This window comes from Natronomonas gomsonensis, from assembly GCF_024300825.1.
Taxonomy (GTDB): Archaea; Halobacteriota; Halobacteria; order Halobacteriales; family Haloarculaceae; genus Natronomonas; species Natronomonas gomsonensis.
In genome coordinates, this window is record NZ_CP101323.1 from 3,163,216 (window position 1) to 3,185,992 (window position 22,777).

Here is a 22,777-nt window from a genome sequence, read left to right on the forward strand (position 1 = left end):
CTCTGAAAGAGATGAACCGTCCGCTCACTACACATGCATATTGAGCAGAGGATTAGGATGTCACTCAGTTACTCAATTGAAGGTTTGGCGTGAAAACCAGCGGATATCATACCTTTGCGGGATGAACAGAAATTGATGGCCGGAAAAGAATCTGTCAAACTCAATGACGACCAACCACCCTCTGCCGATGAGGAAGTAGCAAGACTGCGCTTGCAACTAAATCAAAAATCCTTGAAGGAGTTGGTGAGGCTGGGTTTAGTCGAATGGGATAGGGAGAATCATGTGATTAAGAAAGGCCCCAACTTCGACAGGGAACGCCCTTTTAGGAAGTAATCCATCGATATCCATACAATCTGTATTCAGCACGTCTCCAAGAACATATCACCGATTGAGGATTTCAACAGAGCCAGTCATTCGAGTATGGATACTCAGTTTCCGGTCGCTTCGACCCGAACTTGTCGTGGTAATGTTGGTAGTGAAGCACCCGATCTGCAGCCTCCGGCTCTTCGAGACCGTGTTCGTAGAAATGCATCGCCATCGTTCGAGCTTCGTGCGAGGAGAACCCGCACTTCCGACAACGGTACACCTCTGCCTTCTGGAGCGGAATCGACAACCGAGTCTCTTCCTGGAGGCGCTTCAGAGGAAGGTGTAGTGGAACGACATCGACACCGCCGCCACCGGGATCGTGTTCCTCACCGTCGCGGTCGATAACCGCGTCGAGTTCCCACTGGTCGGTCAACGGTTCCGGCTTTTCGAATTCATTGGACTCCGGTTCGGTGGCCCGACTCTCCAGCACGTCCTCGACGAACGAACGGTCGGACGGCGAGACACCGAGACGACCCATCACCTTTGGAACCGACCAGTTCTTACCCGGTCGGTCCTCGATGAGCGACAGAATCTCATCACGTAACTGGGTCCGTTTCAGATTCTCACCAGTCGACCCGCCAGCTCGGGCTGACGGCCACCGCTCAGACATTGGTTTATCGAAGTGGGAAACTGGAGTGTTGCCACTCTCGGTTTCGTCACCCACCGAGCCGAGGGCGTCGTCAGGTGGGTCGAGGCGATCTTGGTCAATTCGCCACGCCGAATCACAACACGCGCAGACGACATCCGCACCACGGCCGTCGTTCCAATAGACGTGTTCGCCGTGCGGAACGTCTTGGTCCGCGCGAGATGATTCGAACCGCTGTTCACACGCATCAGCGGTTATGGCGTTATTGACGATTTGAGACCGAGAAACCCGGCGACGAGATCCGGACCAGTACAACGCACCCCACGCGAGATATTCGACCGGCTTCTCCAGTAGGTCCTCTGTGTAGCCGCCCATGTAGGCGGCCATGTACGAACCCATGTTTTCGACCTCTGGATTCAGCGAGATACACCCATCCGACTCTTCTACGTACGAATCTATTGCAGTGTAATCGTGAGCAGAGAAGCCCGCCGGTTCACATTTCTCGATATGCGCGTCTATCACGCGTTCTAGTTCACGACCAACGTCTTCGAGGGAGATCGAGGGCGCGAGGGCATCCCGGTCGAAGTAGATACCGACGTGCAGGTGAGTATAGCAGGCGTTCGCACCGGGGGCCTTGTCAGCATCGGAAGCTGCACCCATGCCGTGCGGTTCGGCCTGACTCCAGTATGCCCAGTCGTCGGAGTCGAGGTCGAGGTGATATTCCATTGTATTGCGAAGCGCGTCCCGAACACCGTGTTTCGAGAAGGCGTCGTGAATGGCGTCGAGGTGGTCGACCGGCGGTAGGCGAGAACCTTTCGGCGTCGACGATGCAGTTAGAGTGAGCATCGCAGTCACCGGGTTCTCCCATTGGCCGACGGACGAACCGCCGGTCGGTCGTTCGCCGCCACCCATCTCCCGTTCGAGCGCACGCGCACGAGCGTACTCTTTCTTCGAGTACGATTCACTCCAGGCGTCCATCAGCGGTATCTCGAACGTCTCTCCGTGTTGATTTGAGAACCGAGCAGTCAACCCACGGTACTCCGTGTGCGCGAAGAGGAACGATGAGACGGCATCGGCCCAGGTCACCGACTCACGGCGCTGGAGTTCGGACACCTGGAAGTTCTGTTCGACCTCTTTCTCGGTTTCAACGTACACGTCTTGATACTCAGCTTCGGTCACGACCCGACGGAGTGACCTCCCGTGTTGTTCGGAGATCTGGAGGTCGGCCTTGTTTGGATACGCATCGATGAAATCGAGAACCCGTTCGTGTACCTTCTGTTCGTACTCGTCATACTCAGAATCGGCCGCAGAGGGTTCTACAGAGTTAATCTGATTGGAGGGCCGAGAGGCCGCCGGTGGTTGATCGGCCCCGCTCATGGAGAGGAAGCAAGAGAATCGTCGTGCAGATGATGCCGCGAATGGGCCTCCGGTTCGACTGCAACGAGGTTACCGGGAACGTTCAGCCAGGGTACAGACTGCCGGTGATGCACCTCGTAGTGAGCAGGGAGAGCATCGAAGCCGTGTTCCGCAACGTACAGAAGCCGGTGGATGTAGACCGTATCGTCGGCACCGTTCGCACGGCACCGAACGTACTCGTAGCCCTCGCCGGTGGACTGGAGCGACGGGGCGTCACTCACGCTGACCACCGTCGGTACGAGCTTCCGAATCGCTCAAACGCCGCTGTGGCTTCCCGCGCGGCGTCGTTGGGTCCGTCCCTGCGGTCGGACCCTGCGCGCCGGCTTCCGGGTCGACCCACGAGGGGTCGCTTCCGGCCGCTCCGCTCGGGGGTGCCCGTCGCTCCGCTCTTCCGGCGCTTGCGTCAGCTGGGCAGGCGTCGAGGTCGAGGCCGGATGCCCAGTGAAGCGACGGGAGTAGGTGGTCGACGAGTTCACGCTGGAGATCGGGAGCGCGGAAGCAGCTCCGGCATTCTCGATAGCGGGTAGCCGGTTCTCGTCGAGGATTGAGACACCAGTCGTGGCAACTCTGACAGCGATATTCGACGAGAGAAGGGGTCAACGCCGACCACCCCGGAAAGTATCCGCGCGCTGGTAGTTATTTGGGGGTGAGCCGGCCGATTCTGCAGAAGATACTTGTGAGTGCTTACTTGAGGTACCGAAAGTGTTAGAAGTCGGATGGGTTCGGGCAGATTTGAACTGCCGGCCTCCTCCATGTCAAGGAGGTGTCATAACCAGCCTAGACCACGAACCCACGCTGGTGTCTGCCTGCACTTCTTCGTATCCCGGTGAGGTAATTGAAGGTTTCGGAATGGTCGCCGAGAACTGGAGGGTGTTTCCCGAACCGTTCGGCTCATGGCGGGGGAGTATAAAAATAACCGGTTATCTCGGGCGTCATCCTGTTCCTTGTAGCTGTACTTTCAGAAATATATGCGACAAAGAGTTCGGCAACTGTTAGTGGTCGTCACGGCAGTTTCGGTTTTCGCGTCCTTCGCCGTGGCTCCGGCCGCGGCGCAGTTGGGCGGTAGTGGTGACGGAATCAACATCGGTGGCGACGAAGGAATCAGCATCGGTGCCGACGGCGTCAACGTCGGTGGCGAGGAGGGTGTCGACGTCGAAGCCGGCACTGACGGTGTCAACGCCACGGTCGGCGGCGACGACGCGGTCGCTGCCGAGGCCGGAACCGACGGGGCCGGCGCACAGGTCGGCGGCGTCGAAGCAAGCGATGACGGCGTTTCCGTGGGCGACCGAGAGGTCTCCCCCGACACCGGCGGCGGTGACCTCCCGCTTCCCGACGACGCCGGTGACATCGGCGGCGATTCAGGTGGGCTCCCCGTTGGCGATTCGGGCAGTCTGCCGCTTCCCGACGACGCCGGTGACATCGGAAGCGGCGACGGCGTCCCGACCGACCCGACCGAATTAGACAGCAGCTCCGACGATATTCCGCAGGAGCTTCGAGTTCTGGAGCAAATCCTCGAGAACGCGGAAATCAATCAGACGGGGCCCGAAGACGTTCCCATCGGTGACGAGAACGCACAGGTGAACGTCTGTGAGCCTCTCAACGTTGAATCCAGTGACCTTCCTGCCGAGGCCCTTCCCTCGATTCAGGACCTCCCGCAGGAGGCTGTCCCCTCTGGCGTTCCGACGAGCATTCTCTCCAACGACGCGGTCCTCGGCATCGCACTCGGCCTCGTTCCGGCGCCGTGTGACATCCAGACGCCGAACGACCCCTCGGTTGACCCGACCGACCCGCCGTCCGAGCCGGCTTACGACTTCGACGTTCAGCGCTTCGGACAGTACGAAGACGGCGGTGTCGCACTCATCACGTACGACGGTACCCTGAACGAGTCCGGTGAGGGTCCCGGTGTCTCCGGTATGCTCGGCGGTCTGACGACCTCGGAGTTCGGCGACCTCGACGGTGAACTCGTCGTCAACGACGGCGAGAACGATTACGGTGTCGACCCACGCGTCCGGTACAACGACGACAGTTTCGAGGGTGAAGCGGTACTCCTCATCTTCGGAAACCAGGCCGGCATCGACGGCGAGTGTAACGACCTCACGGAGTTCGACGGCGACTTCAGCGACGTCCAGGAGAACCCGCTCGGTCCCTGCGAGTACGAACTCGTCGGGCTCCCGAACGCCGTCGGCCCCGCTGACGCGGTTTCTATCATCACCAGCGCGACCGAGGGTGGCGCTCCGGGCCTGCCGGAACTCGGCGGGTCGGGACTCCCCACCGGCAGCGTGACCTCGCTGACGTCCGGTGGCCTCTAACTCCGAACTGACGAACTGACCGGATTTGTCGGTTGCTATCAAACGTTTCTTTTCGTCTGTTTCGGACCCGCTTCCCCGCGGATTCGTCATTTACGTATAAAGTCCCGTGCATGGGGGGCGTAACTGTAAATACGTTGACTAAGCTATCCACTGATAGAAATGGGAGAATCCAGCATAGCGAGAGCAACACTGTCCTGTCTCGTCGCCGTTTTGATGGTCGTGGGTTTCACGGCCGCGCCGGCGGCGGCGGTTGACGACGGCATCTCGGTGAGCGACGACGGCGTCTCGGTCGGACTTGACGGTAACGGAGTCGAAGTCGACGACGATGGCGGTGTCACGGTGGAGAACGATACTAGTGTGGAGTCGGTCGAAGACTCCCTTCCGGGAGAGGACGACGCGCCCGACGGTGACACGCTTCCGGACGACGGGGGCGATTCTGACCCGTCGGTCGACTACAGCGACATCCCGATAGAGGAGTCCCCGGTCGACCCATGTCGTGACCTCGGCGGCGATGTCCAAGAGAACGTGCCGTTCGAGCAGGTGCCGTGGTTCGATGACCTGCCGAAGCAGGCCCAGCCGCCGGGCGTGCCAACGAGTCTGATTACGCCGGAGGTCGTCGCGGGAATCGTCTTCGGTGCGACTCCGAACCAGTGCGATATTCAAGACCCCAACGACCCCTCGGTCGACCCCACGGACCCACCGAATGACCCGGGATACAGCGTGGAGAATCAGCGTATGGGCCAGTACCGTGACGGAGCAGTTGGATTGGTGTACTACGAGGTGACGGCCAACGAATCCGGTGAGGGTCTCGGTGTTTCGGGCATGGTCGGTGGTCTCACAACCTCGGAGTTCGGTGACATCGACGCGGAACTGACAGTCAACGACGGGGAGAAGGACTACACGGTTGACCCGCGCGTTCGCTATTTCGACGGCGGACGCACGGGTATGGCGGAGACGAACGTCGAGTTGCTCGGCACGCGACTCGGTGTCGTGATGGACTGCAACGGTGAGGAGTGCCAGCCGGGGACGCGTGGTCTCCCCGAGTTCCAGAAACCGCCTGCAATCCCTGCACCGACGGGCGAATAGGCTCTCGCGTTCTCTGCGTCGATTTTCTTGGTTTCACCGAAGAGCGCCCGCTGTAGCGACAGCCTTATACTGGTGTACGAATTTGTACATTATAGCGCAAAACTGGTCATTGGTGTCCACAATGAAAGAACATATTCGACGAGTTACTGACGGCGAAGACCTCTCGATGTCGGAGGCACGGGACGCTGCGGCGACGGTCTTCGAGGAGGCGACGGAGGCACAAATTGGGGCGCTGTTGGCGGGACTGCGCTCGAAAGGGGAGACGGAAGCGGAAATCGCCGGGTTCGCACAGGGGATGCGGGATGCGGCCCGACGCATCGACCCCGACCGCGAACCGCTCGTCGACACCTGCGGGACGGGCGGCGACGGCCACGACACCATCAACGTCTCGACGACGAGTTCCTTCGTCGTCGCGGGTGCCGGCGTCCCCGTCGCGAAACACGGCAACTACTCGGTGTCGTCGTCGTCGGGAAGCGCAGACGTACTTGAAGAAATCGGCGTCACCATCGACGCCGAACCGCCGGCCGTCGAGCAGTGCATCGAAGAGACCGGGATGGGGTTCATGCTCGCCCCTGTGTTCCACCCGGCGATGAAGGCCGTCATTGGACCGCGGAAGGAACTCGGGATGCGGACGATATTCAACGTTCTCGGGCCACTGACGAACCCGGCCGGTGCGGACGCCCAAGTCGTCGGCGTCTACGACGAGGCCCTCGTTCCCGTGTTGGCCGATGCGCTCTCGCAGATGACCGTCGAGCGCGCGCTCGTCGTCCACGGCGCTGGCCTCGACGAAATCGGTGTCCACGGGGAGTCGACCGTCGCCGAAGTCGATGGCGACGACGTGACCGAGTACACGGTCACACCGAGTGACCTCGGTGTCGGCACTCACGACCTCTCGGCGGTCGGCGGTGGCTCACCGACCGAGAACGCTGCGGACATGCGCGGTATCCTCGAAGGCGATGTCGACGGCGCGAAACGCGACATCATCCTCGCGAACGCTGGGGCTGCCATCTACATCTCCGGGGAGGCCGACAGCCTCGAGGCGGGCGTCGACGCCGCACGCGAGTCCATCGATTCCGGGGCTGCGGCCGCCCAACTCGACTCGCTGCGGGAGTTCGAGCCATGACGCGCGTGAAGGTCTGCGGGACGACGACCCACGAGGATCTCGATGCAGTGGTCGAGGCGGGAGCCGACGCCGTCGGTTTCATCGTCGACGTGTCGGTCGACACGCCGCGTGAGATCCCGGCCAAACGAGCCGTGGAGTTGGCTCGGGCCGCACCGCCGTTCGTGACAACGGTGCTCGTAACGATGCCCGAATCACCTGAGGAAACCGTCGAACTCGCGTCTCGCGTTCAGCCCGACGTGGTGCAGGTCCACGGCGAACTGACGCCCGGCGACTTGGCCTTTCTGTCGGCGAAGGTTCACGGCGATGTCGTGAAGGCCGTCTCCCCCAAATCGGCCCCTGCCTACGACACCATCGCCGACGCACTGTTAGTCGATTCTCTTGATGCCGACGGCGCTGGCGGGACCGGGGAAACTCACGACTGGGAACGGACGCGCGGACTCGTCGAGACGCTGGATTCGCCGGTCGTACTGGCGGGTGGGTTGACACCCGACAACGTCGCCGAGGCGGTCGAAACCGTCCGCCCGTTCGGTGTCGATGTCGCAAGCGGCGTCGAGAGCGGCCCGGGACGGAAAGATGCAGACGCGGTTTCGGCATTCGTTCGAGCCGCAGGGGGCCGACCGTGATTTCGAAAGACGAGTTCGTGGCGCTCGCAGGGGAGGGTCCGGTCGTCGTCCGGGCGGTGGAGAAACTCGACGTGACGCCGGAACCGCTCGTTGCCTACGCGGCGCTGACGGGCCGGACGACCGACGCCGACAGCGCCGACCACGCCTTCCTCCTGGAGAGCGCCGAGAAGGTCGCCTCCAGCGACCCCGACGGCGCATTCACGGCGGGTCACGGCGCGGACCGCCACGCCCGGTACTCCTTCGTCGGCTACGACCCCGCAGCGGTCGTCACCGTCGACGGTGAGGCCTCGGTCGACGTGATAGACGACCGCTACGAGGGACTGCTCGATCCCAACGGCGGCGACACGGTGGCCAAGCTCCGCGAATCCCTACCCGACGTTCCATTGCGGAACTTCCCCGAAACCGAACGACAGCAGTTACAGGGCGGACTCGTGGGCTTTCTCGCCTACGACGCGGTGTACGACCTCTGGCTGGACGAGGTCGGCATCGACCGACCCGATTCGCGATTCCCCGACGCGCAGTTCGTCCTCACCACGAAGACAGTCGTCTTCGACGATGCCGCCGGCACCGTCGAGTTGGTGTTTACGCCCGTCGTTCGAAAAGGCGAGGACCCAGGGGCGGTGTACGACCGACTTCGCGAGGAGGTCGACCGCGTCGAGTCGCTGCTTGCCGACGCCGAGGAATTGACGACGGGCGGCTACCGCCCCGTCGCCGAGCGTGCGGGACCGAAAGCCGACTACGAGGCCGCGGTCCGGACGGCCAAAGAGCACGTCCTCGACGGTGACATCTATCAGGGCGTCATCTCCCGGACGCGGGAACTCGACGGCGAAATCGACCCGCTCGGTCTGTACGAGGCCCTCCGAGAAATCAACCCCTCGCCGTACATGTACGTCCTCGATTACGACGACCTCACGGTCGTCGGTGCCTCCCCGGAGACGCTGGTGTCCGTCCGGGGCCGTGAGGTGATGAGTAATCCCATCGCGGGGACGTGTGCCCGCGGCACCAGCCCGGTCGAGGACCGACGGTTGGCCGGTGAGATGCTCGCCGACGACAAGGAGCGGGCCGAACACACGATGCTCGTCGACCTCGCGCGAAACGATGTCCGTCGGGTCGGTGAGGCCGGCAGCGTCCGCGTCGAGGAGTTCATGAACGTCCTGAAGTACAGCCACGTCCAGCACATCGAATCGACGGTGACGGGGACGCTCGCCGACGACTGCGACGCCTTCGATGCCACGCGGGCGGCGTTCCCGGCTGGGACGCTCTCGGGGGCGCCGAAGATACGGGCGATGGAGATAATCGACGACCTCGAACGGAAGCCACGCGGCGTCTACGGCGGCGGCGTGGGCTATTACTCTTGGACCGGCGATGCGGACTTCGCCATCGTCATCCGGACGGCGACGGTCGAAGACGGCGTCGGCGAGGGTGGGTCGGCCCGAATCACGGTGCAGGCGGGTGCGGGAATCGTCGCCGATTCGGACCCCGAAAGCGAGTTCGAGGAGACCGAAAAGAAGATGGACGGCGTCCTCGCCGCCTTGGAGCGAATCGAGGCCTCCGAGGAGGTTCCGCGATGACGCGCGTGCTGTTCATCGACAACTTCGATTCGTTCACGTACAACCTCGTGGAGTACGTCAGCCAACACGACGACACCGAAGTCGAGGTGTTGCGGAACACGGCATCCTTGGAGGAGGTCCGTTCGGTCGACCCCGACGCGATTATCATCTCCCCGGGGCCGGGACATCCGAAGAACGACCGAGACGTGGGCGTGACACTTGAGGTGCTCCGGGAACTGAGTCCCGAGGTGCCGACCCTTGGCGTCTGTCTCGGCCTCGAAGCGGCCGTCTACGAGTACGGCGGCTCGGTCGGTCGTGCGCCGGAACCTATCCACGGCAAGGCGTTCCCCGTCGACCACGACGGTGCGGGCGTGTACGCGGGACTCGAAGACGGTTTCCAGGGCGGACGGTATCACTCGCTCGTCGCCCTCGAGGTGCCGACGTGTTTCGAGGTGACGGCGACGACCGACCACGACGGCGAGGAGTTGGTGATGGGCGTCCGTCACCGCGAACACCCCATCGAGTGCGTCCAGTTCCATCCCGAATCGGTGTTGACCGCCGCCGGCCACGATGTCATCGCGAACTTCCTCGCGGATGTCTGACGGTATCGTCGTTCGCCGTCGAGGGAGCGACCTCGGTTCGATAGAGAACCCACTGTAGTGTGTGCCTCGCCCGGGTTTCGCGACTGTCACGAGTCATCAACACAGCACCGGAAATATATGACAGAATAATTCTATAAACTGTGAGTTAGACAGCAACCGCCTCGGTTCGTTTCGGGAGGTTGGCGTTCGTGTTGCTCGTTTCACCGACCGCCTGTCGGCTTTTTGCTGCCCATGAGTGCCGGGGAAAACCCCCGATTATTTCCAATGGAAACAACGGTTCAGTCTGGTGGTTCCGTTCGGCCAAATTTCACTTTCACCGCGGTCTATCAACCCTTATGAGAGTTGCCCCGAATGCAACTTGTCGTACGCGCACAGGCACGCGCAACTGCTGAGCCAGAAAACCAACACGTGCCTCCATCTCAATGTCGAAGCGTCGACACGAACGCCCGTCGAATGCCGCGGGTCATATGGCATTCGAGCACGAACACGCTACCATGACGATTTGCACCACCCATCTCGCTGCTGACGGAACTGTAGGGGAACCGACTACTTTCACACGGGGGGCTGAGTGATGTCCGGGGCGGACCTCTCCGCGGACGAACTGACGCTTCCGGTCAAGCGAACCGAAGGTGACTCCCTCGAAGAGCGCCTCACCGGCAACGCCTACCACAACATCCTGCCGGCGCGTTATCTCCGGAAGGACGCCAACGGCGACCCCGTCGAACAGCAGGAAGACCTCTTCGAGCGCGTCGGCAAGAACATCGCCCTCGCCGAGGCCGTCTTCGAGGCCCGAAAACGCGACGTCGAGGTGACGGTTATGCCCGAACAGCTCAAGCCCGACCATCCGCGCCGCGACGAACTCGCCGAGGAAGTGTTCGGCAAGGGCGTTTCCGCGGGCGATGCCGTCGAGACGGAACTCTCCATCTACAACGTCAACAAGTTCGCCTACGAGACGCTGGTCCCCGAACTTCCCGATGACATCCGGAGCCACGTCGAGGAGAAAGCCGACGAGTTCCAAGAGGCCATGGAGATGCTCTCCTTCATGCCGAACTCCCCGACCCTGATGAACGCTGGCGACGAACTCCAGCAACTCTCGGCGTGTTTCGTCGACTCCCCGGAGGACGACATCGACGACATCCACCAGACCGCAAAGGAGGCCGCACAGGTGTTCCAGAGCGGCGGTGGCATGGGGTATGCCTTCTGGCGGCTCCGCCCCTACGGCGACGCCGTCGGCTCCACCGGTGGCATCGCCAGCGGCCCGATTACGTTCATGCGAACGTACGACCAGATGTGTGAGACCATCGCGCAGGGTGGTGCCCGTCGCGGCGCCCAGATGGGCGTCATGCGCGTCTCACACCCCGACGTGATTCAGTTCCTCCACGCGAAGAACAAGGACGTCTCCCTCGCCGAGACGCTTCGACTCAACGACCCCGACGACTTCACGCACAACTCCTTCGCCGAAGCGCTCGAAGAGGCCCGCGAACTCATCGACGACGAGGGGCGTGTCCCCAAACACCTCCGCAACGCCGTCGAAGGCCACCTCTCGAACTTCAACATCTCCGTCGGCATCACCGACGAGTTCATGGAGTGTGTGAAAAACGGCGAGGAGTTCACGTTCACGAATCCCCGAACCGGCGAACCCCACGTCGCCACCCCCGAGACCAAGGAACTGTACGACATGTTCGGTCTGGGCGAACACGTTGAGGTCGGCGAGGTGCTGTCGGTCCCCGCCGAGAAACTGTGGAACCACATCGTCGAGGGTGCCCACGAGAACGGCGAACCGGGCGTCATCTACCTCGAACGGGTGAACAAACAGCACTCCTTCGACGTGGAGAAACACCCCGACCACCGCATCCTCGCGACGAACCCCTGTGGCGAACAGCCTCTCGAGGAGTACGAGGCCTGTAACCTCGGTCACATCAACCTCTCGACGCTCGCGGACCTCGAAACGCCGGACTGGCGCGTCTGGCACGCCGAACACGCCGACGAGTACGACTCGACGGAAGCCGCCGTCGAGGCGTTCCTCGAGGAAGCCATCGACTTCGAGGAGTTCGACCGACGCATCGAACTCGGGACGCGGTTCCTCGAGAACGTCGTCACGATGTCGGACTTCCCGGTGCCGAAAATCGAGGAGAAGGTCCGCGAGATGCGGAAAATCGGTCTCGGCATCATGGGGCTGGCGCAGTTGTACATCCAACTCGGCATCCGCTACGGGAGCGAGGAGGGCAACGAGGTCGCCCGCCAGTTGATGACCCACATCAACCACGGCTCGAAGTGGGCCTCCCACGAACTGGCCGAACAGCGCGGCGCCTTCGACGAGTGGGACAACTCCAAGTACGCCAACCCCACGGAGTACCGCGAGTGGTTCGAGAAACAGACCGGTCTCGACGCCGACGAGTGGTCCGATGGCTTCCCCATCCGCAACCACAACACGACGACCATCGCGCCGACCGGCACGACGTCGATGATCGGCAACACGACCGGCGGCTGTGAACCCATCTACAACGTCGCCTTCTACAAGAACGTCTCCGACGACGTCCAGGGCGACGAGATGCTCGTGGAGTTCGACGACTACTTCCTCCGCGTGCTGGAGGAAAACGACATCGACGTCGACGCGGTCAAACAGGAAGCCCAAGAGCAGATGGCGAACAACGCCTTCGACGGCGTCGATGGGCTCTCGACGGTTCCCGACGCGGTCGGCGAACTGTTCGTGACGACCGGCGCGCTTTCGGCGAAAGAACACGCCGGCGTGCAGGTCGCCTGTCAGAAGGGCGTCGACTCGGCCATCTCGAAGACGGTCAACGCGCCCAACGACTCCACGGTCGAGGACGCGAAGGAAGTGTTCGAGTACATCTACGAACACGGCGGGAAGGGAGTCACCTACTACCGCGACGGCACCCGCTCGAAGCAGGTGTTGACGACCCGTGCGAAGAACGCCGAGTTCTCCGACTTGAACGAAGACGAGGCCGCCGCGGCCATCGTCGAGAACATCGAGGAACTGTTCGGCGGTATCGAAGGCTTCCTCGACAACGAGGAGGTCCGTGCGGCACTCGAGTCCGACGTGGAGTCGCTGCTCGACATCGACTCGGGCGAGTTCGGCGAGAAACAGCCGCGTCCCGACGTGCTCCACGGCGTCACCCAGCGCATCGACACCGGCTACGGCAAACTGTACGTCAACATCAACGAGGACCCCGCCCAGGAGCGGCCCTTCGAGCTGTTCGCCAACATCGGCAACTCCGGCGGCTTCACCGCCTCTTTCACCGAGGCGCTGGCGAAGACCATCTCGACGGCGCTGCGCTCGGGCGTCGACCCCGAGGAAATCGCCGACGAACTGCAGGGCATCCGGTCGCCGAAGGTCGCCTGGGACAAAGGCGAGCAAATCAACTCCATCCCCGACGCCATCGGGACGGCGATGCGTCGATACCTCGACGGCGACGTTGACAAGGCCTACCCCGACCAGACCACGCTCGACCAGACGGCCCAGCAGGCCGAAGAGCAGGCGGAGCGAGAGGCCCGCGAGGCGCCGGAAACCGACGGCGGTGCGGCGAGTGCCGCAAGCAGTGCCTCGTCGGCCGCCACCCATTCGACGGCTTCGCCGAACGACGACGCCTCCGACACCCAGTCGCTCATCGACGCCGGGGAATCCCCCGAGTGCCCCGAATGCAGCAGCATGACGCTGTACTACTCCGAGGGCTGTAAGACGTGTGAGTCCTGCGGCTGGTCGGAGTGCTGACGTAGACGCTACGGAGTCTTTTTGGGTTCGTCGCCCCCCGTTTTCGTATGGACGGTGACCGAAGCGGCCGACGGTGTCCGATGTGTGAGACGCCGATGTACAAGCGTCACTGCAAGTACGTCTGCCCGCAACACGGCGTCGTCGTCGACTGCTCGGACCCCTTCACGTTCTAGAACGTCGTCCCGTCCGAGAGACGCCTGTAGGCCGGTCCCGAAAGGACCAGCAGTGCCGCAAGCGCGACGGCGGTGACGACGACGAGTGGGTCGGCGGCGCTTCCGGCGGCGGTCAACTCGCCGGCGGAGGCACCGAGCAAGACGGCGGCGACGACCCACGGCGCTTCGCCGATGGCCGTCCCCAGAATGTAGGGACGCAGCGGCACCTCGGCCAATCCAGCGCCGTAGGAGACGGGGTCGGTCGGCAGCGGCGCGAGTCGAACCGCGATGATGCCGCGGAGGTCGCCGGCGGTCTTCCGGACGGCGCCACCGGCGTCGCCGACTCGGGCCAGCAGGCCGGCGTCGTGGCCGAGATACCCCGCCAGCGTGTAGGCGGGCAGCGTCGTCACGACCGCACCGGCAAGCGCGACCGGAATCGCCGTCGGCCCGTAGAGGTAGCCGAGCAACACTGACAGCGCGCTGATGGGCCACGCCAACAGCGGGCGAACGAGATACAGCACGAGGAGCGCGACCCCGAGAACCACGGGTCGCGAGGCGAGTCCCTCGGCGTGGACGAACAGCCGCTCCGGGGGGACCGTCAGGGCGGCGGTGGCGGCGACGACACAGACGACGGCGATACCGGCCACCTGACGGGCGGTCGCGCGCTTCACGTCGGCGGGAAGCCGCCCGGTGGACAAACCTCTTGTGGTCGGATTACCCGGTCGTTTTTATTCCGACGCCGCCGAGGAGTCTCCGTGACCCGCGACGACGACCCCGTCGAACTCGGGGTGCAGTTGCTCGCCCGCCTCGAACACGAGGAGTTGTCGCTGGCCGACATCATCGACCGCATCGAGACGATTACCACTCACCCCGAGACGACGCGAGCCATCCTCGAGGAGGCCGAAAAGAGGGGTCACATCACCCGCGACGGCGACACGGTCAAACCCACCGCCGGCCGGTTTCTCAGCTTCGAAAGCGAAGTCGTCTCCCGGGAGGGCGACTTCGACTGCCAGCGCTGTGGGGCGTCCATCTCGACGGGTTACTTCATGAAGCTACAGGCCGGCGAACACGGACCGTTCGGGTCGTCGTGCATCCGGAAAGTGACCGGCCGGGAGTGACTCCCACCACAACTGATTCGACGCCGGGGCTGTTATCCCTCCCTATGTCAGCCCTCCCCTTCCAGCGCAACTCGTGGCTCGGTGCGACCGTCGACGTACTGCTTGCGAGTGCCGTCCTCGGTGTGCTGTGGTATCCAGCGCTTTCGGTCGGCAACGAGCTACTCGGGTCGCCACTCGCGGCCTCGACGGTGACGCTGCTCGCCGGGACGCTCGCCATCGGAAGCACTTACCCGTTCGTGGCGGGTCCGTGGTCGCTGGGACGGCTCGGCGAGTTCCTCTTCGCTTTCGTCGTCGCCGTCTTCGCTTTCGGTATCGTCGGTGCGGCGGTGGTCGTCGTCGCTGGATTGGAGCTTTCGGGCAGCAACCCCCTCCCGAGTGCGGTGCTGTTGGGAGCCGCTTACCTCGCCGCCTTCGTGGCTGACATCTGGGGGCCGCAGTTGTTCGAGTAACCGAACGTCTCGACGACCGGTTGGACCAACAGCCTACCGTCCCCGTCGGAGTTCGTCGACGAGCTGTTCGATGGTCTCCCCTTGGGCTTCGAGCAGTTCCGTCTGATACTCGACGGTCTCTCTGAGGGCTTCGACCTCTTCGGCGAGTTCCTCGATGTCGACCTCGGCCGTTTCCCGAACGTCGCCGGTCGGTCCCTCGTCGTCGGTCGACTCCGCGCTATTCATCCCTTGTCTGCCGGTCACGTCCTGGTCGGCGGGCGGCGACCAGTCACTGGAGACGAAGCCGTCGTCCGCCACCTCGGAGTCGTCGGTTGTCCCGTTGTCGTCCGCGTCGGCCGCTTCGCCGGGGGCGGTCTCGTCGTTGGACCCGTCTTCGATGGCGGCCCGAAGCCCGCCGAGCGAGGAGACGCCGTGGAACTCGAAGACAGCGCTCTGTACGTCCTCGCGGACGCGGCCGGCGTGTTCGTTCGGCACCTTGACCCGTTGTTTTCGGCCGTCGGCCTCGACGACGACCTGTGTGGCGACGCTTCCCTCCTCGAAGTCGAGGTCGGCGAGGTTCTCGTAGCGGAACGCCTCGAACTCCTCGTCCCAGACCGCGCTGCCGACGTGTTTCAGCAGTTGTCTGTCGGTGACGACGAGCGTGAGTTCGCTGAATCGGAACGTCGCGTCGACGGCTTCGTCTTCGGCGACGACGCCGGTCGCTCCGAGAACGCCTTCGAGGACGGCCTCGATGACGCTGTCGGCGACGCTTCCGGGAACGGTGAAACTCCGCTCGCCGTCGATGCCGTCGAGTCGAATCGTCGATTTGCGCCGGCCGGTGTCGACGGCGAAGCGCTCGACGTCGTGGTCGTAGCTGTCGAGTGATTCGTCGGACAGCAGCCCCTCGGAGCGATACACGTGCGTCGCCTCGGGGGTGACGACGACGGCGTCTCCACCGCCGACGTCGACGATTTCGATGACCGTCGCGTCGCCGACGGCCTCGGTTACCAGCGCCGGAAGCTCGTCCATGCGTGTGGTGTCCCCGCACGGTAGCTTAAAACCGCTGGCTGACTACGCTACTGACCCGCACAACCACCCGACGGAGATAGGAAGGTTGAAGGGCGAAAGCGGGCAACGAGGAAGTGAGCCCGGGTGGCTTAGCTGGACATAGCGCCGCACTCATAGGGTTACGAGGCGGTACCCGCGATGTCCTGAGACGGTGCCTACGTCTCGTTCCTGGGACATGCGGAGATCGAGGGTTCGGAGCCCTCCCCGGGCACTCCTATTTCGAGAACTCACGTCGAACAGCCGCCGCTTTGCGCACCGAGACGGTAGCGTTAACCCGACAACCCGATTACATGCGGGAAATGAGCGACGGACGCGACCTGTTAGGTGCGCTTCGGCGACTGAAACACCCGCTTCTGTACGTGATGGGACCTGCCTACATTGTCGCAGGAATCCTGCACTTCGTCGTTCCGGAGTTGTACGTCCAAATCGTGCCACCCACCCTCCCGTTTCGGCTCGAACTCGTCTATCTCTCCGGTATCGCGGAAGTCCTCGTCGGCGTCGGCGTGTTGGTTCCACGAACGCGTCGCATCGCGGCGTGGGGGACCGTCGCGCTACTCGTGGCAATCTTCCCCGCGAACATCTACATGGCGACCCAGGGTGTGGTCATCGAGGGCGCACCCGGTGGCGGCGACCCCTCCCAACTCGTCCGATGGGGCAGACTCCCGTTGCAGGCCGTCCTTATCGCGTGGGCGTGGTGGTACACGCAGTCACCGCCCGAGGAGGCGCTGTAACAGTCGTCGCGGGCGGTCGAAACTTCCACTGCATCGGCTTCGATGACTGGCGATGTTTTTTTTTACGTAGGGCGTGCTGAATAGTTACTGCATGAAACGCATCGCCCTCCTCGCCGTCCTGTGTCTGTCGGTCTCCATCTCGGGGTGTTCGATGGTGGCTCCGGACGGGGAATCCGAACCCGAACCGGTCGCGCCGGGGCTCTCCGAAACCGGCATTGAGGACTCCGACGCACTGACGGATGCCCACGGCGATTTCCTCGAAAACACCTCCTTCACGGTTATCACAACCGAAACGGTCGCCCACGAAAACGGGACGGTCCTCGAAGAACGACGGTCTCGGACGGCGGTGGAATCAGGATTCAGCGCCTACGAGGCCGAACGCTACGCCTCGACTGGAAACGAATCCCGTCCCGATGTCGCGCTGTACTTCGACGGAGAGACGGGGGGGTCGGCCCGCCAAACCGACGATGGACGGGTGGTGGAGTCGTTCTCCGCGGAGAGTCCGCTGAGCGAATACGTGACTCGGTCGACACAGACCGACTCCCTCCGTCCGGTTCTGGACTCGTTCACGACGACAGTCAGCGGAGGGACCGAACTGAACGGGAAGACTCTCTACTACGTTCAGTCGACGGACTTTCACAACCGATACGGCTACCTCGGCCCGAGACAGCACGTATCGAAACTTCAGTACGCCGAGTTCAGTGGTAGCGTCGATTCTGAGGGCTTCGTCCACGAGTATCGGCTCATCCAGCGAGGCCCCGGAAACGAGATCGGTGAGACGTTGACCGTCGAACGACGGGTTCGATACACCGACGTCGGCGAGACGACCGTCGAACGGCCGGAATGGGCCGAGGAATGATATCGATGTGTGGGTTAGATGAGTGCCCGCATCACCAACAGCAGGAACATGACCCCGAGGATGGTGAGGGCAGCGGTGGCGACTATCCAGAGGTTGCTGCCCGCGGCGGCGGCCGCAAACGGTGCAGGGAGAACCGTGGGTGCGACGAAGGCGACGGCCGCCAGTAGCGTCGCCACGACGCAGGCGACGATGAGGAGGCCGTACAGCGAATCCCGCAGGAGTCGGGCCATGGACGTGTTGATTGGCCAAACATAAAGAGCGTGTCGGGACCGACGGAAGCGAAACGCCCTTCGGCGACACGGACGGGTCGTGCGTATGGACCGAGAGTTCCCGTTTCACGTCGAGTTGCCAGTCAGATACAGAGACCTCGACACGCTCGAACACGTCAACAACGCCGTCTACGGGACGTACCTCGAACAGGCCCGTATCGAGTACTTCGAGGACGTCCTCGGCGTCGGCTTCGATGAGTTGGGGATGGTGCTGGCGTCGATAGAGATGGATTTCCGGCGGGCAATCGTCCTCGACGACGAGTCGGTTCGAATCGAGTGTGGCGTCACCGACCTCGGGGAATCCAGTTTCCGAATGGGATACCGTGTGTACGCCGCCGGGGCCGACGACCCCGCGGCGACCGGGGAGACGACGCTCGTGGTCGTCGACGAGACGGGGACGAAGCCGGTTCCCGAGTCGTGGCGAGAAGCGTTCCGCGAGTTCGAACCGGGGCTTTGAGCGTCAGCGACGCTTGACTTCCCAACCCGAATCGGTGTGGCGGGCAATCGCCTGAAACGTCGAGGTAATCGTCGAGACAGTCTGTTTGTCCTGCGTATCGGGGTCGAGATGGAAGTGTGCGCGGGCGTCGGCCCCGGAGATGCGTGTCGTGATGAGATGGAGGAAGCGGTAGATGCTGTGGGTCTCGCCGTACTGCAACAGCGTCGTCAGCGAGTCGAAACAGACGGCCATCTCCCGGTCGGCTTCGTGCCAGCGTTCGAGGTACTTGCTGACGACCATTCCGATGCCCGTGAGGTCGCCGGGACTGGAGAGGTATTCGACGGTTACGGAGTCGGGAAGGTTTTCTTCGGTCTCCCCTGGTTGGGTGAAGGCGTCGCTGGTCGTGACGACGACGAGTTCCTCGGGGAGGTCGCCGACGCGTTCAATCCAGCCCTCGACCCACTGCTTTGGTGACAGCATGAAACTCACGACGAGTACCGCCTCCTCTTCGCCGGCCGTCAGGAGGCGCTTACAGCCGATGTCGACCGATTCGTCGACACTCGGGCCGAGAACGAGCACGTTCGACACGTCGGCGATGTCGTCGAGTGCTCCCGCAGATGACATGCTGGCCCTCGGTCGCCATCGGATAAAAACGATTGGGCCGACACGGATGCGGGTGGTCGACCAACCGTTTTTGTCGGTCGCTATCGTGTGGCATCCATGGCACTGACGGGCGATTCGGAATTGGCGGAGTTCGACGCCGAGGCCGCGCTCGAACGAGCGCGAGACGTCTGTGGCGACGGCGTCCAGTCGTTCATGGAGTTCTCACAGAACGAGTACAACATCCTCTACGTCCACGACGACATCGTCGAGATGTATCGCGACGAACAGCACCTCCGGGAGCACTACGCACGCGTGTTGGACCACCTGCACATGGACTTCATGGAGCGTGACACCTACGAGAACACGCTGTTACCGAACGCCGGCCACGTCACCTCGCTCGTCACCCACACCGAGGAGTTGACCCTGCTCAGACTGCTCGGAGAGACGACCGGACTGTACATCGCCTTGGACCCCGACTGCTCTGCGGAGGCTGTCTCCGAGGCCATCGGGCCGCTACGCTGAGCGCCACTCCTCGGCCCGGGTTTCGGCCGCTTCGCGGTCCTCGAAGGTCTCGTGGCGGTACGTCTCCCCGTCGGGGGCCTGCTCGAGTCGGTCGAGGGTCACCGCCCATCGGTCGTCGGCGGTGTGCCGGAGGCGGACGAAGGCGTTGCGGTCGCTTCGACTCCAGACGGCGCCGTCGTCTCGCTCTTCGTGCGTCCAGTCCATGCGACCGAATCGACCGCCGGCGGGGAAAAGTCCGCCGACACGCTCATTGGCGCTCGGGTCCGTTCTCCGCTGTGGCGACCGACGACCCGACATCGATACGCACGCTCGCGGTGACGACCGACGACGTGGTGGCCGCACTCGAAGCCAACGAGCGCCGCGGCGCCGGGGCGGTTCTCCGGGTGACGCCGCCGTTCAGCGGTCGGATGCGCGCCCGGTTACACCTCGCGGGCACCGAACAGGAGTACGACGACCCGGCACCACTCCACCTGCCGCCGGAGGTGTTCGTCGACTCCGTGCCCCAGTTCCCGACGGCGGACCGAACCGAAGACGCCCTCCGTTCACACCCCGAGCGAACGTACGCTCCCGAAACACACCGCGAGTACCACGAACGGGCGGTGGCGGCGTGGCGACGCGCCGTCCGCGACCGACTCCGCGAGGCGACGACCATCCGGACGCCGAAGGGCCCCCACCAGGTCGACCTCGCGATGCTCGGGTGACGGACTGTCCGCTAGTGACCGTCTCAGCGGCGCGGATAAAATCTCTCGTCCGCGCTGGCGTGTCCGTGAAAGGTCAGAGCCTCTGTGAAATGTGTGAAATGTTCGCGTGGTTATTAGTGGGTTTCGCGTGTGTTGTCGGATAGACGATGAGTCCCTCCACGTTCCCCGACGACTCCCTGATTGGGGTGGTCAAGTCGGCACGGTCGTACCTCAGTGGGCCACTGGAGGCACTCGCCTTCTGGAGTGCGGTGTTCCTGCCGTTCTGTCTGCTCGGACTCTTCATGAGTGGGTTCGACGGTCCAACGGACTATTTCGTGTTCACTGCCCTCGTCGTCGCCAACGTCGCCGCGGTCGTCGTCGGTCACGACTACCGACAGTAACGGGTCGTTACCCGGTCACAGATGTCGGTCCAGTTCGGTACGGATTTCCCGTCGTTTGATGAGCAGAAAGCCGACGAGGATGACGAGGAAACCGAGGACCGTCGGCGCGTCGATGACTTCCTGAAGGAAGAGGAAGCCGGCGACGGCGGCGAAGACGGGGGCGACGTAGGAGACGAGATTGATTTCGATGGGGCCGAGGCGTTCGAGCAAGTCGAAGTAGATGAGGAAGCCGGCGGCGCTGGCGACGACGGCGAGATACACCAGCGCGACCGTCGCACGCAGCGGCGGGAATCCCGAGACGGACTCGCCGAGACCAAGGCTGAGGGCATGCATCAGCGCGGCGCCGCCGACCATCGACCACGCTTCCATCGTCTCGATTGGGAGGTCGGTATCGAGTCGGCGCGTGAGGACGCTCCCGAGGGCGAAACACAGCGTGGCGCCGAAGACGAGCGCCTCGAACCGCGACCCGACGAGGTTCGCCGGGTCGGGTCGGGCGAGAATCGTGACGCCGACGAGACCGAGAATCATTCCGACCAACCCGACGACGGTGAGCCGTTCTTGGGGGAGGAGAGCGCGCGCGAAGGCGGTCGTGAGGACGGGCGATAGAGAGACGATGACGGCCGCGGCGGCGCTCGTCGTCCCGCGTTCGCCGATGAACAACAGGGCGTGATATCCGGCGATGAGAAACACCGCTCCGACGGCAACGAGGAGCCACTCCGAGCGCCCGCGCGGCCGCCAGCGGTCGACGGTCCACGCTGCGTACCCGAGCATCAACACGCCGGCGATGTCGTAGCGAACGGCGGCGAACAGCACCGGCGCGTCGAAGAAGTACGCCGGGTTCCCGGGTTCGCCCAGTCCCGCTTTGATGGCCATGAACGCAGACCCCCACGCGGCGGCGAGCGCACAGAACAACACCAGGTTTCGATAGCGCACGACGGAACGGCGTCGGCCGTCGGCCTCAAGTTTTCGGGATGGAGTAAGAGGTAAGTTCGTCGGCCGTCGGGAGGTGATATGGAGAGGGAGGTGGGCGGTGGAAACCCGAAAATACGACTCGTTGCTGCCGGCGTTCTCGTCGTCGTCATTGTGGTGGTCGGGGCCTACGCGGGGTCGATGCTCGTCGGCGATTTGACCGACCCGACGCCGAACGCGTCGTTCACCCACGAGTACGACGACGGCACCGTAACGGTAACACACGCTGGCGGCGATTCGTTCACGACCGTCGAGACAGCCCGACTCGAGGTGTCGTCACCGGAGGCGGAAGTGACGACGACGTGGGCGGCGGATGATGAGTCCTTCCCCGTCGAGGAGGGCGACAGCGTCCGTTTGTCGGGCGTCGAACCGGGCGTGACGGTCCGCGTAATCTGGACCGGAACCGGAGAGGAGTCGTCGTTTCGCGTGCTCGAAGCGTTCGAAATCAGCGCCGAGTGAACATCGCGAGCAGAACCGCCCCCAATATCAAGCCCAGCACACCGGTGATTGGGGATTCGGCTTCGACGCCGACGGCGAGCAACCCGAACACGGCGAGAACGGCGATTGCCACGCCCAGCAGTTCCAGCACACGGGTGATGCGACGCTGCCAGTCGGTCGGCTCTCGGCTCCCGTCGGCTGAATCCATCCCGTCTCAGGCGTCCCGTTCGTCGCGGAGTGCTCGAAGCAAGTCCTCTCGGGTGACGATACCGAGTAGGGCGTCGGCCTCGTCGACGATCGGGAGCCGGTTGATGTCGCGTTCCTCGTCGGCGAGGATAGCGAGCATCTCGTCGAGGTCGGCCTTCGGGCCGACGGTCACGACTTCGGTCGTCATCACCTCGCTAACCGGGCGGCCGGCGTTCCGAAGCATGTCGACGCCGACGTCGAAGTCATCCCACGAGAGGTCGACGGCGTAGGTGAGTGATTCGAGAAACGGCGGGAACCCGACGGGAATCCACAGCGTCCGGTCGGACGGCTGGAACAAATCGACCAAATCGCCCTGCGTGACGATGCCGACGACGAGGCCGTCTTCGGTGACGGGAAAGCCGTTGAAATCGGCGCGGGCGAGTCGCGTCAACACTTCACTCACGTCGTCCTCCGGGGAGACCGTCTCCACGTCGCGCGTCATGATGTCGCGGGCCTGCATGTG

The 22,777-nt window shown here is 63.4% G+C and carries 28 protein-coding genes and 2 tRNA genes; 19 read left to right on the forward strand and 11 right to left on the reverse strand.

The window, feature by feature from the left end:
- Window positions 1-397: 397 nt before the first annotated feature.
- On the reverse strand, window positions 398-2,329 hold the full coding sequence (locus NMP98_RS16725) for a hypothetical protein (protein WP_254858994.1): 1,932 nt from the start codon (window positions 2,327-2,329) through the stop codon (window positions 398-400).
- On the reverse strand, window positions 2,326-2,589 hold the full coding sequence (locus NMP98_RS16730; protein WP_254858995.1) for an HNH endonuclease family protein: 264 nt from the start codon (window positions 2,587-2,589) through the stop codon (window positions 2,326-2,328). Before NMP98_RS16730 ends, NMP98_RS16725 begins: the two co-directional genes overlap by 4 nt.
- A 238-nt stretch (window positions 2,590-2,827) precedes the next feature.
- Here NMP98_RS16730 and NMP98_RS16735 point away from each other — a divergent pair, with 238 nt between their 5' ends.
- Window positions 2,828-3,004: a hypothetical protein gene (locus NMP98_RS16735; protein ID WP_254858996.1), complete on the forward strand. Its 177-nt coding sequence runs from the start codon at window positions 2,828-2,830 to the stop codon at window positions 3,002-3,004.
- Window positions 3,005-3,085: 81 nt separating this feature from the next.
- Here NMP98_RS16735 and NMP98_RS16740 read toward each other — a convergent pair.
- Window positions 3,086-3,160 (reverse strand) — tRNA-Val (locus tag NMP98_RS16740).
- Between the two features lie 203 nt (window positions 3,161-3,363).
- Between NMP98_RS16740 and NMP98_RS16745 the strand changes: the two genes are divergently transcribed.
- The 8 genes from NMP98_RS16745 to NMP98_RS19485 all read left to right on the forward strand — a co-directional run bounded on the left by NMP98_RS16745 (window position 3,364) and on the right by NMP98_RS19485 (window position 13,567).
- Complete coding sequence (locus NMP98_RS16745; RefSeq protein WP_254858997.1) at window positions 3,364-4,677, forward strand: hypothetical protein; 1,314 nt, start codon at window positions 3,364-3,366, stop codon at window positions 4,675-4,677.
- 159 nt (window positions 4,678-4,836) lie between these two features.
- Window positions 4,837-5,763 carry a hypothetical protein gene (locus NMP98_RS16750; protein ID WP_254858998.1) on the forward strand — a complete coding sequence of 309 codons (927 nt, stop codon included), beginning with the start codon at window positions 4,837-4,839 and terminating at the stop codon, window positions 5,761-5,763.
- 121 nt (window positions 5,764-5,884) lie between these two features.
- Window positions 5,885-6,886 (forward strand): anthranilate phosphoribosyltransferase, encoded by a 1,002-nt coding sequence (gene trpD, locus NMP98_RS16755; protein WP_254858999.1) that lies wholly within the window; start codon window positions 5,885-5,887, stop codon window positions 6,884-6,886.
- Entirely contained in the window at window positions 6,883-7,509 is a 627-nt protein-coding gene (locus tag NMP98_RS16760; protein ID WP_254859000.1) for a phosphoribosylanthranilate isomerase, read from the forward strand. Before trpD ends, NMP98_RS16760 begins: the two co-directional genes overlap by 4 nt.
- Window positions 7,506-9,080, forward strand: coding sequence for an anthranilate synthase component I (trpE, locus tag NMP98_RS16765; protein ID WP_254859001.1), 1,575 nt, complete (start codon window positions 7,506-7,508; stop codon window positions 9,078-9,080). Before NMP98_RS16760 ends, trpE begins: the two co-directional genes overlap by 4 nt.
- Window positions 9,077-9,661 carry an anthranilate synthase component II gene (gene trpG, locus NMP98_RS16770; RefSeq protein WP_254859002.1) on the forward strand — a complete coding sequence of 195 codons (585 nt, stop codon included), beginning with the start codon at window positions 9,077-9,079 and terminating at the stop codon, window positions 9,659-9,661. The genes trpE and trpG overlap by 4 nt, the downstream gene beginning before the upstream one ends.
- Before the next feature lie 571 nt (window positions 9,662-10,232).
- Entirely contained in the window at window positions 10,233-13,394 is a 3,162-nt protein-coding gene (locus NMP98_RS16775; RefSeq protein ID WP_254859003.1) for an adenosylcobalamin-dependent ribonucleoside-diphosphate reductase, read from the forward strand.
- Between the two features lie 47 nt (window positions 13,395-13,441).
- Window positions 13,442-13,567 carry an HVO_2523 family zinc finger protein gene (locus NMP98_RS19485; RefSeq protein WP_268105598.1) on the forward strand — a complete coding sequence of 42 codons (126 nt, stop codon included), beginning with the start codon at window positions 13,442-13,444 and terminating at the stop codon, window positions 13,565-13,567.
- On the opposite strand, the gene NMP98_RS16780 is transcribed toward NMP98_RS19485, so the two are convergent.
- Window positions 13,564-14,217, reverse strand: coding sequence for a TVP38/TMEM64 family protein (locus tag NMP98_RS16780; RefSeq protein ID WP_254859004.1), 654 nt, complete (start codon window positions 14,215-14,217; stop codon window positions 13,564-13,566). The genes NMP98_RS19485 and NMP98_RS16780 overlap by 4 nt on opposite strands.
- An 84-nt stretch (window positions 14,218-14,301) precedes the next feature.
- On the opposite strand from NMP98_RS16780, the gene NMP98_RS16785 reads away from it, so the two are divergent.
- Together NMP98_RS16785 and NMP98_RS16790 are read left to right on the forward strand one after the other, a co-directional pair.
- Window positions 14,302-14,664, forward strand: coding sequence for a DUF5830 family protein (locus NMP98_RS16785; protein WP_254859005.1), 363 nt, complete (start codon window positions 14,302-14,304; stop codon window positions 14,662-14,664).
- 44 nt (window positions 14,665-14,708) lie between these two features.
- On the forward strand, window positions 14,709-15,113 hold the full coding sequence (locus tag NMP98_RS16790; RefSeq protein WP_254859006.1) for a hypothetical protein: 405 nt from the start codon (window positions 14,709-14,711) through the stop codon (window positions 15,111-15,113).
- A 33-nt stretch (window positions 15,114-15,146) separates the two neighbouring features.
- Here the strand turns inward: NMP98_RS16790 and NMP98_RS16795 are convergent, their stop codons facing one another.
- Window positions 15,147-16,121: a DUF7115 domain-containing protein gene (locus tag NMP98_RS16795; RefSeq protein ID WP_254859007.1), complete on the reverse strand. Its 975-nt coding sequence runs from the start codon at window positions 16,119-16,121 to the stop codon at window positions 15,147-15,149.
- Window positions 16,122-16,238: 117 nt separating this feature from the next.
- On the opposite strand from NMP98_RS16795, the gene NMP98_RS16800 reads away from it, so the two are divergent.
- From NMP98_RS16800 to NMP98_RS16810, 3 genes are all read left to right on the forward strand, one after another.
- A tRNA-Met gene (locus NMP98_RS16800) sits at window positions 16,239-16,371 on the forward strand.
- An 88-nt stretch (window positions 16,372-16,459) separates the two neighbouring features.
- A complete protein-coding gene (locus NMP98_RS16805; RefSeq protein WP_254859008.1) occupies window positions 16,460-16,891 on the forward strand; it encodes a DoxX family protein in 432 nt (143 codons plus the stop codon).
- A gap of 91 nt (window positions 16,892-16,982) precedes the next feature.
- The gene (locus tag NMP98_RS16810; protein ID WP_254859009.1) at window positions 16,983-17,750 is read left to right on the forward strand and encodes a hypothetical protein; all 768 of its coding nucleotides are present in this window, start codon (window positions 16,983-16,985) and stop codon (window positions 17,748-17,750) included.
- 14 nt (window positions 17,751-17,764) lie between these two features.
- On the opposite strand, the gene NMP98_RS16815 is transcribed toward NMP98_RS16810, so the two are convergent.
- Entirely contained in the window at window positions 17,765-17,980 is a 216-nt protein-coding gene (locus NMP98_RS16815) for a hypothetical protein (protein WP_156709319.1), read from the reverse strand.
- A gap of 85 nt (window positions 17,981-18,065) precedes the next feature.
- Between NMP98_RS16815 and NMP98_RS16820 the strand changes: the two genes are divergently transcribed.
- Window positions 18,066-18,476 carry an acyl-CoA thioesterase gene (locus NMP98_RS16820; RefSeq protein ID WP_254859010.1) on the forward strand — a complete coding sequence of 137 codons (411 nt, stop codon included), beginning with the start codon at window positions 18,066-18,068 and terminating at the stop codon, window positions 18,474-18,476.
- A 3-nt stretch (window positions 18,477-18,479) separates the two neighbouring features.
- Here NMP98_RS16820 and NMP98_RS16825 read toward each other — a convergent pair whose 3' ends face one another.
- On the reverse strand, window positions 18,480-19,079 hold the full coding sequence (locus NMP98_RS16825; RefSeq protein WP_254859011.1) for a DUF7504 family protein: 600 nt from the start codon (window positions 19,077-19,079) through the stop codon (window positions 18,480-18,482).
- Between the two features lie 96 nt (window positions 19,080-19,175).
- Here NMP98_RS16825 and NMP98_RS16830 point away from each other — a divergent pair, with 96 nt between their 5' ends.
- Window positions 19,176-19,580 carry a DUF7522 family protein gene (locus NMP98_RS16830; RefSeq protein ID WP_254859012.1) on the forward strand — a complete coding sequence of 135 codons (405 nt, stop codon included), beginning with the start codon at window positions 19,176-19,178 and terminating at the stop codon, window positions 19,578-19,580.
- Here NMP98_RS16830 and NMP98_RS16835 read toward each other — a convergent pair.
- Window positions 19,572-19,784 carry a DUF7543 family protein gene (locus NMP98_RS16835; protein ID WP_254859013.1) on the reverse strand — a complete coding sequence of 71 codons (213 nt, stop codon included), beginning with the start codon at window positions 19,782-19,784 and terminating at the stop codon, window positions 19,572-19,574. The two genes, NMP98_RS16830 and NMP98_RS16835, sit on opposite strands and share 9 nt — an antisense overlap.
- 71 nt (window positions 19,785-19,855) lie before the next feature.
- Here NMP98_RS16835 and NMP98_RS16840 point away from each other — a divergent pair, with 71 nt between their 5' ends.
- Window positions 19,856-20,281, forward strand: a complete 426-nt coding sequence (locus NMP98_RS16840; RefSeq protein ID WP_254859014.1) for a DUF8009 family protein — start codon at window positions 19,856-19,858, stop codon at window positions 20,279-20,281.
- A gap of 146 nt (window positions 20,282-20,427) precedes the next feature.
- Complete coding sequence (locus tag NMP98_RS16845) at window positions 20,428-20,661, forward strand: DUF8028 family protein (RefSeq protein ID WP_254859015.1); 234 nt, start codon at window positions 20,428-20,430, stop codon at window positions 20,659-20,661.
- A 15-nt stretch (window positions 20,662-20,676) separates the two neighbouring features.
- On the opposite strand, the gene NMP98_RS16850 is transcribed toward NMP98_RS16845, so the two are convergent.
- On the reverse strand, window positions 20,677-21,594 hold the full coding sequence (locus NMP98_RS16850; protein WP_254859016.1) for a DMT family transporter: 918 nt from the start codon (window positions 21,592-21,594) through the stop codon (window positions 20,677-20,679).
- Between the two features lie 78 nt (window positions 21,595-21,672).
- On the opposite strand from NMP98_RS16850, the gene NMP98_RS16855 reads away from it, so the two are divergent.
- Window positions 21,673-22,089 (forward strand): type IV pilin domain-containing protein, encoded by a 417-nt coding sequence (locus NMP98_RS16855; RefSeq protein WP_254859017.1) that lies wholly within the window; start codon window positions 21,673-21,675, stop codon window positions 22,087-22,089.
- Here the strand turns inward: NMP98_RS16855 and NMP98_RS16860 are convergent.
- Complete coding sequence (locus tag NMP98_RS16860; protein WP_254859018.1) at window positions 22,076-22,276, reverse strand: hypothetical protein; 201 nt, start codon at window positions 22,274-22,276, stop codon at window positions 22,076-22,078. The two genes, NMP98_RS16855 and NMP98_RS16860, sit on opposite strands and share 14 nt — an antisense overlap.
- A 6-nt stretch (window positions 22,277-22,282) precedes the next feature.
- A complete protein-coding gene (locus tag NMP98_RS16865) occupies window positions 22,283-22,774 on the reverse strand; it encodes a CBS domain-containing protein (RefSeq protein ID WP_254859019.1) in 492 nt (163 codons plus the stop codon).
- Window positions 22,775-22,777: the final 3 nt, after the last annotated feature.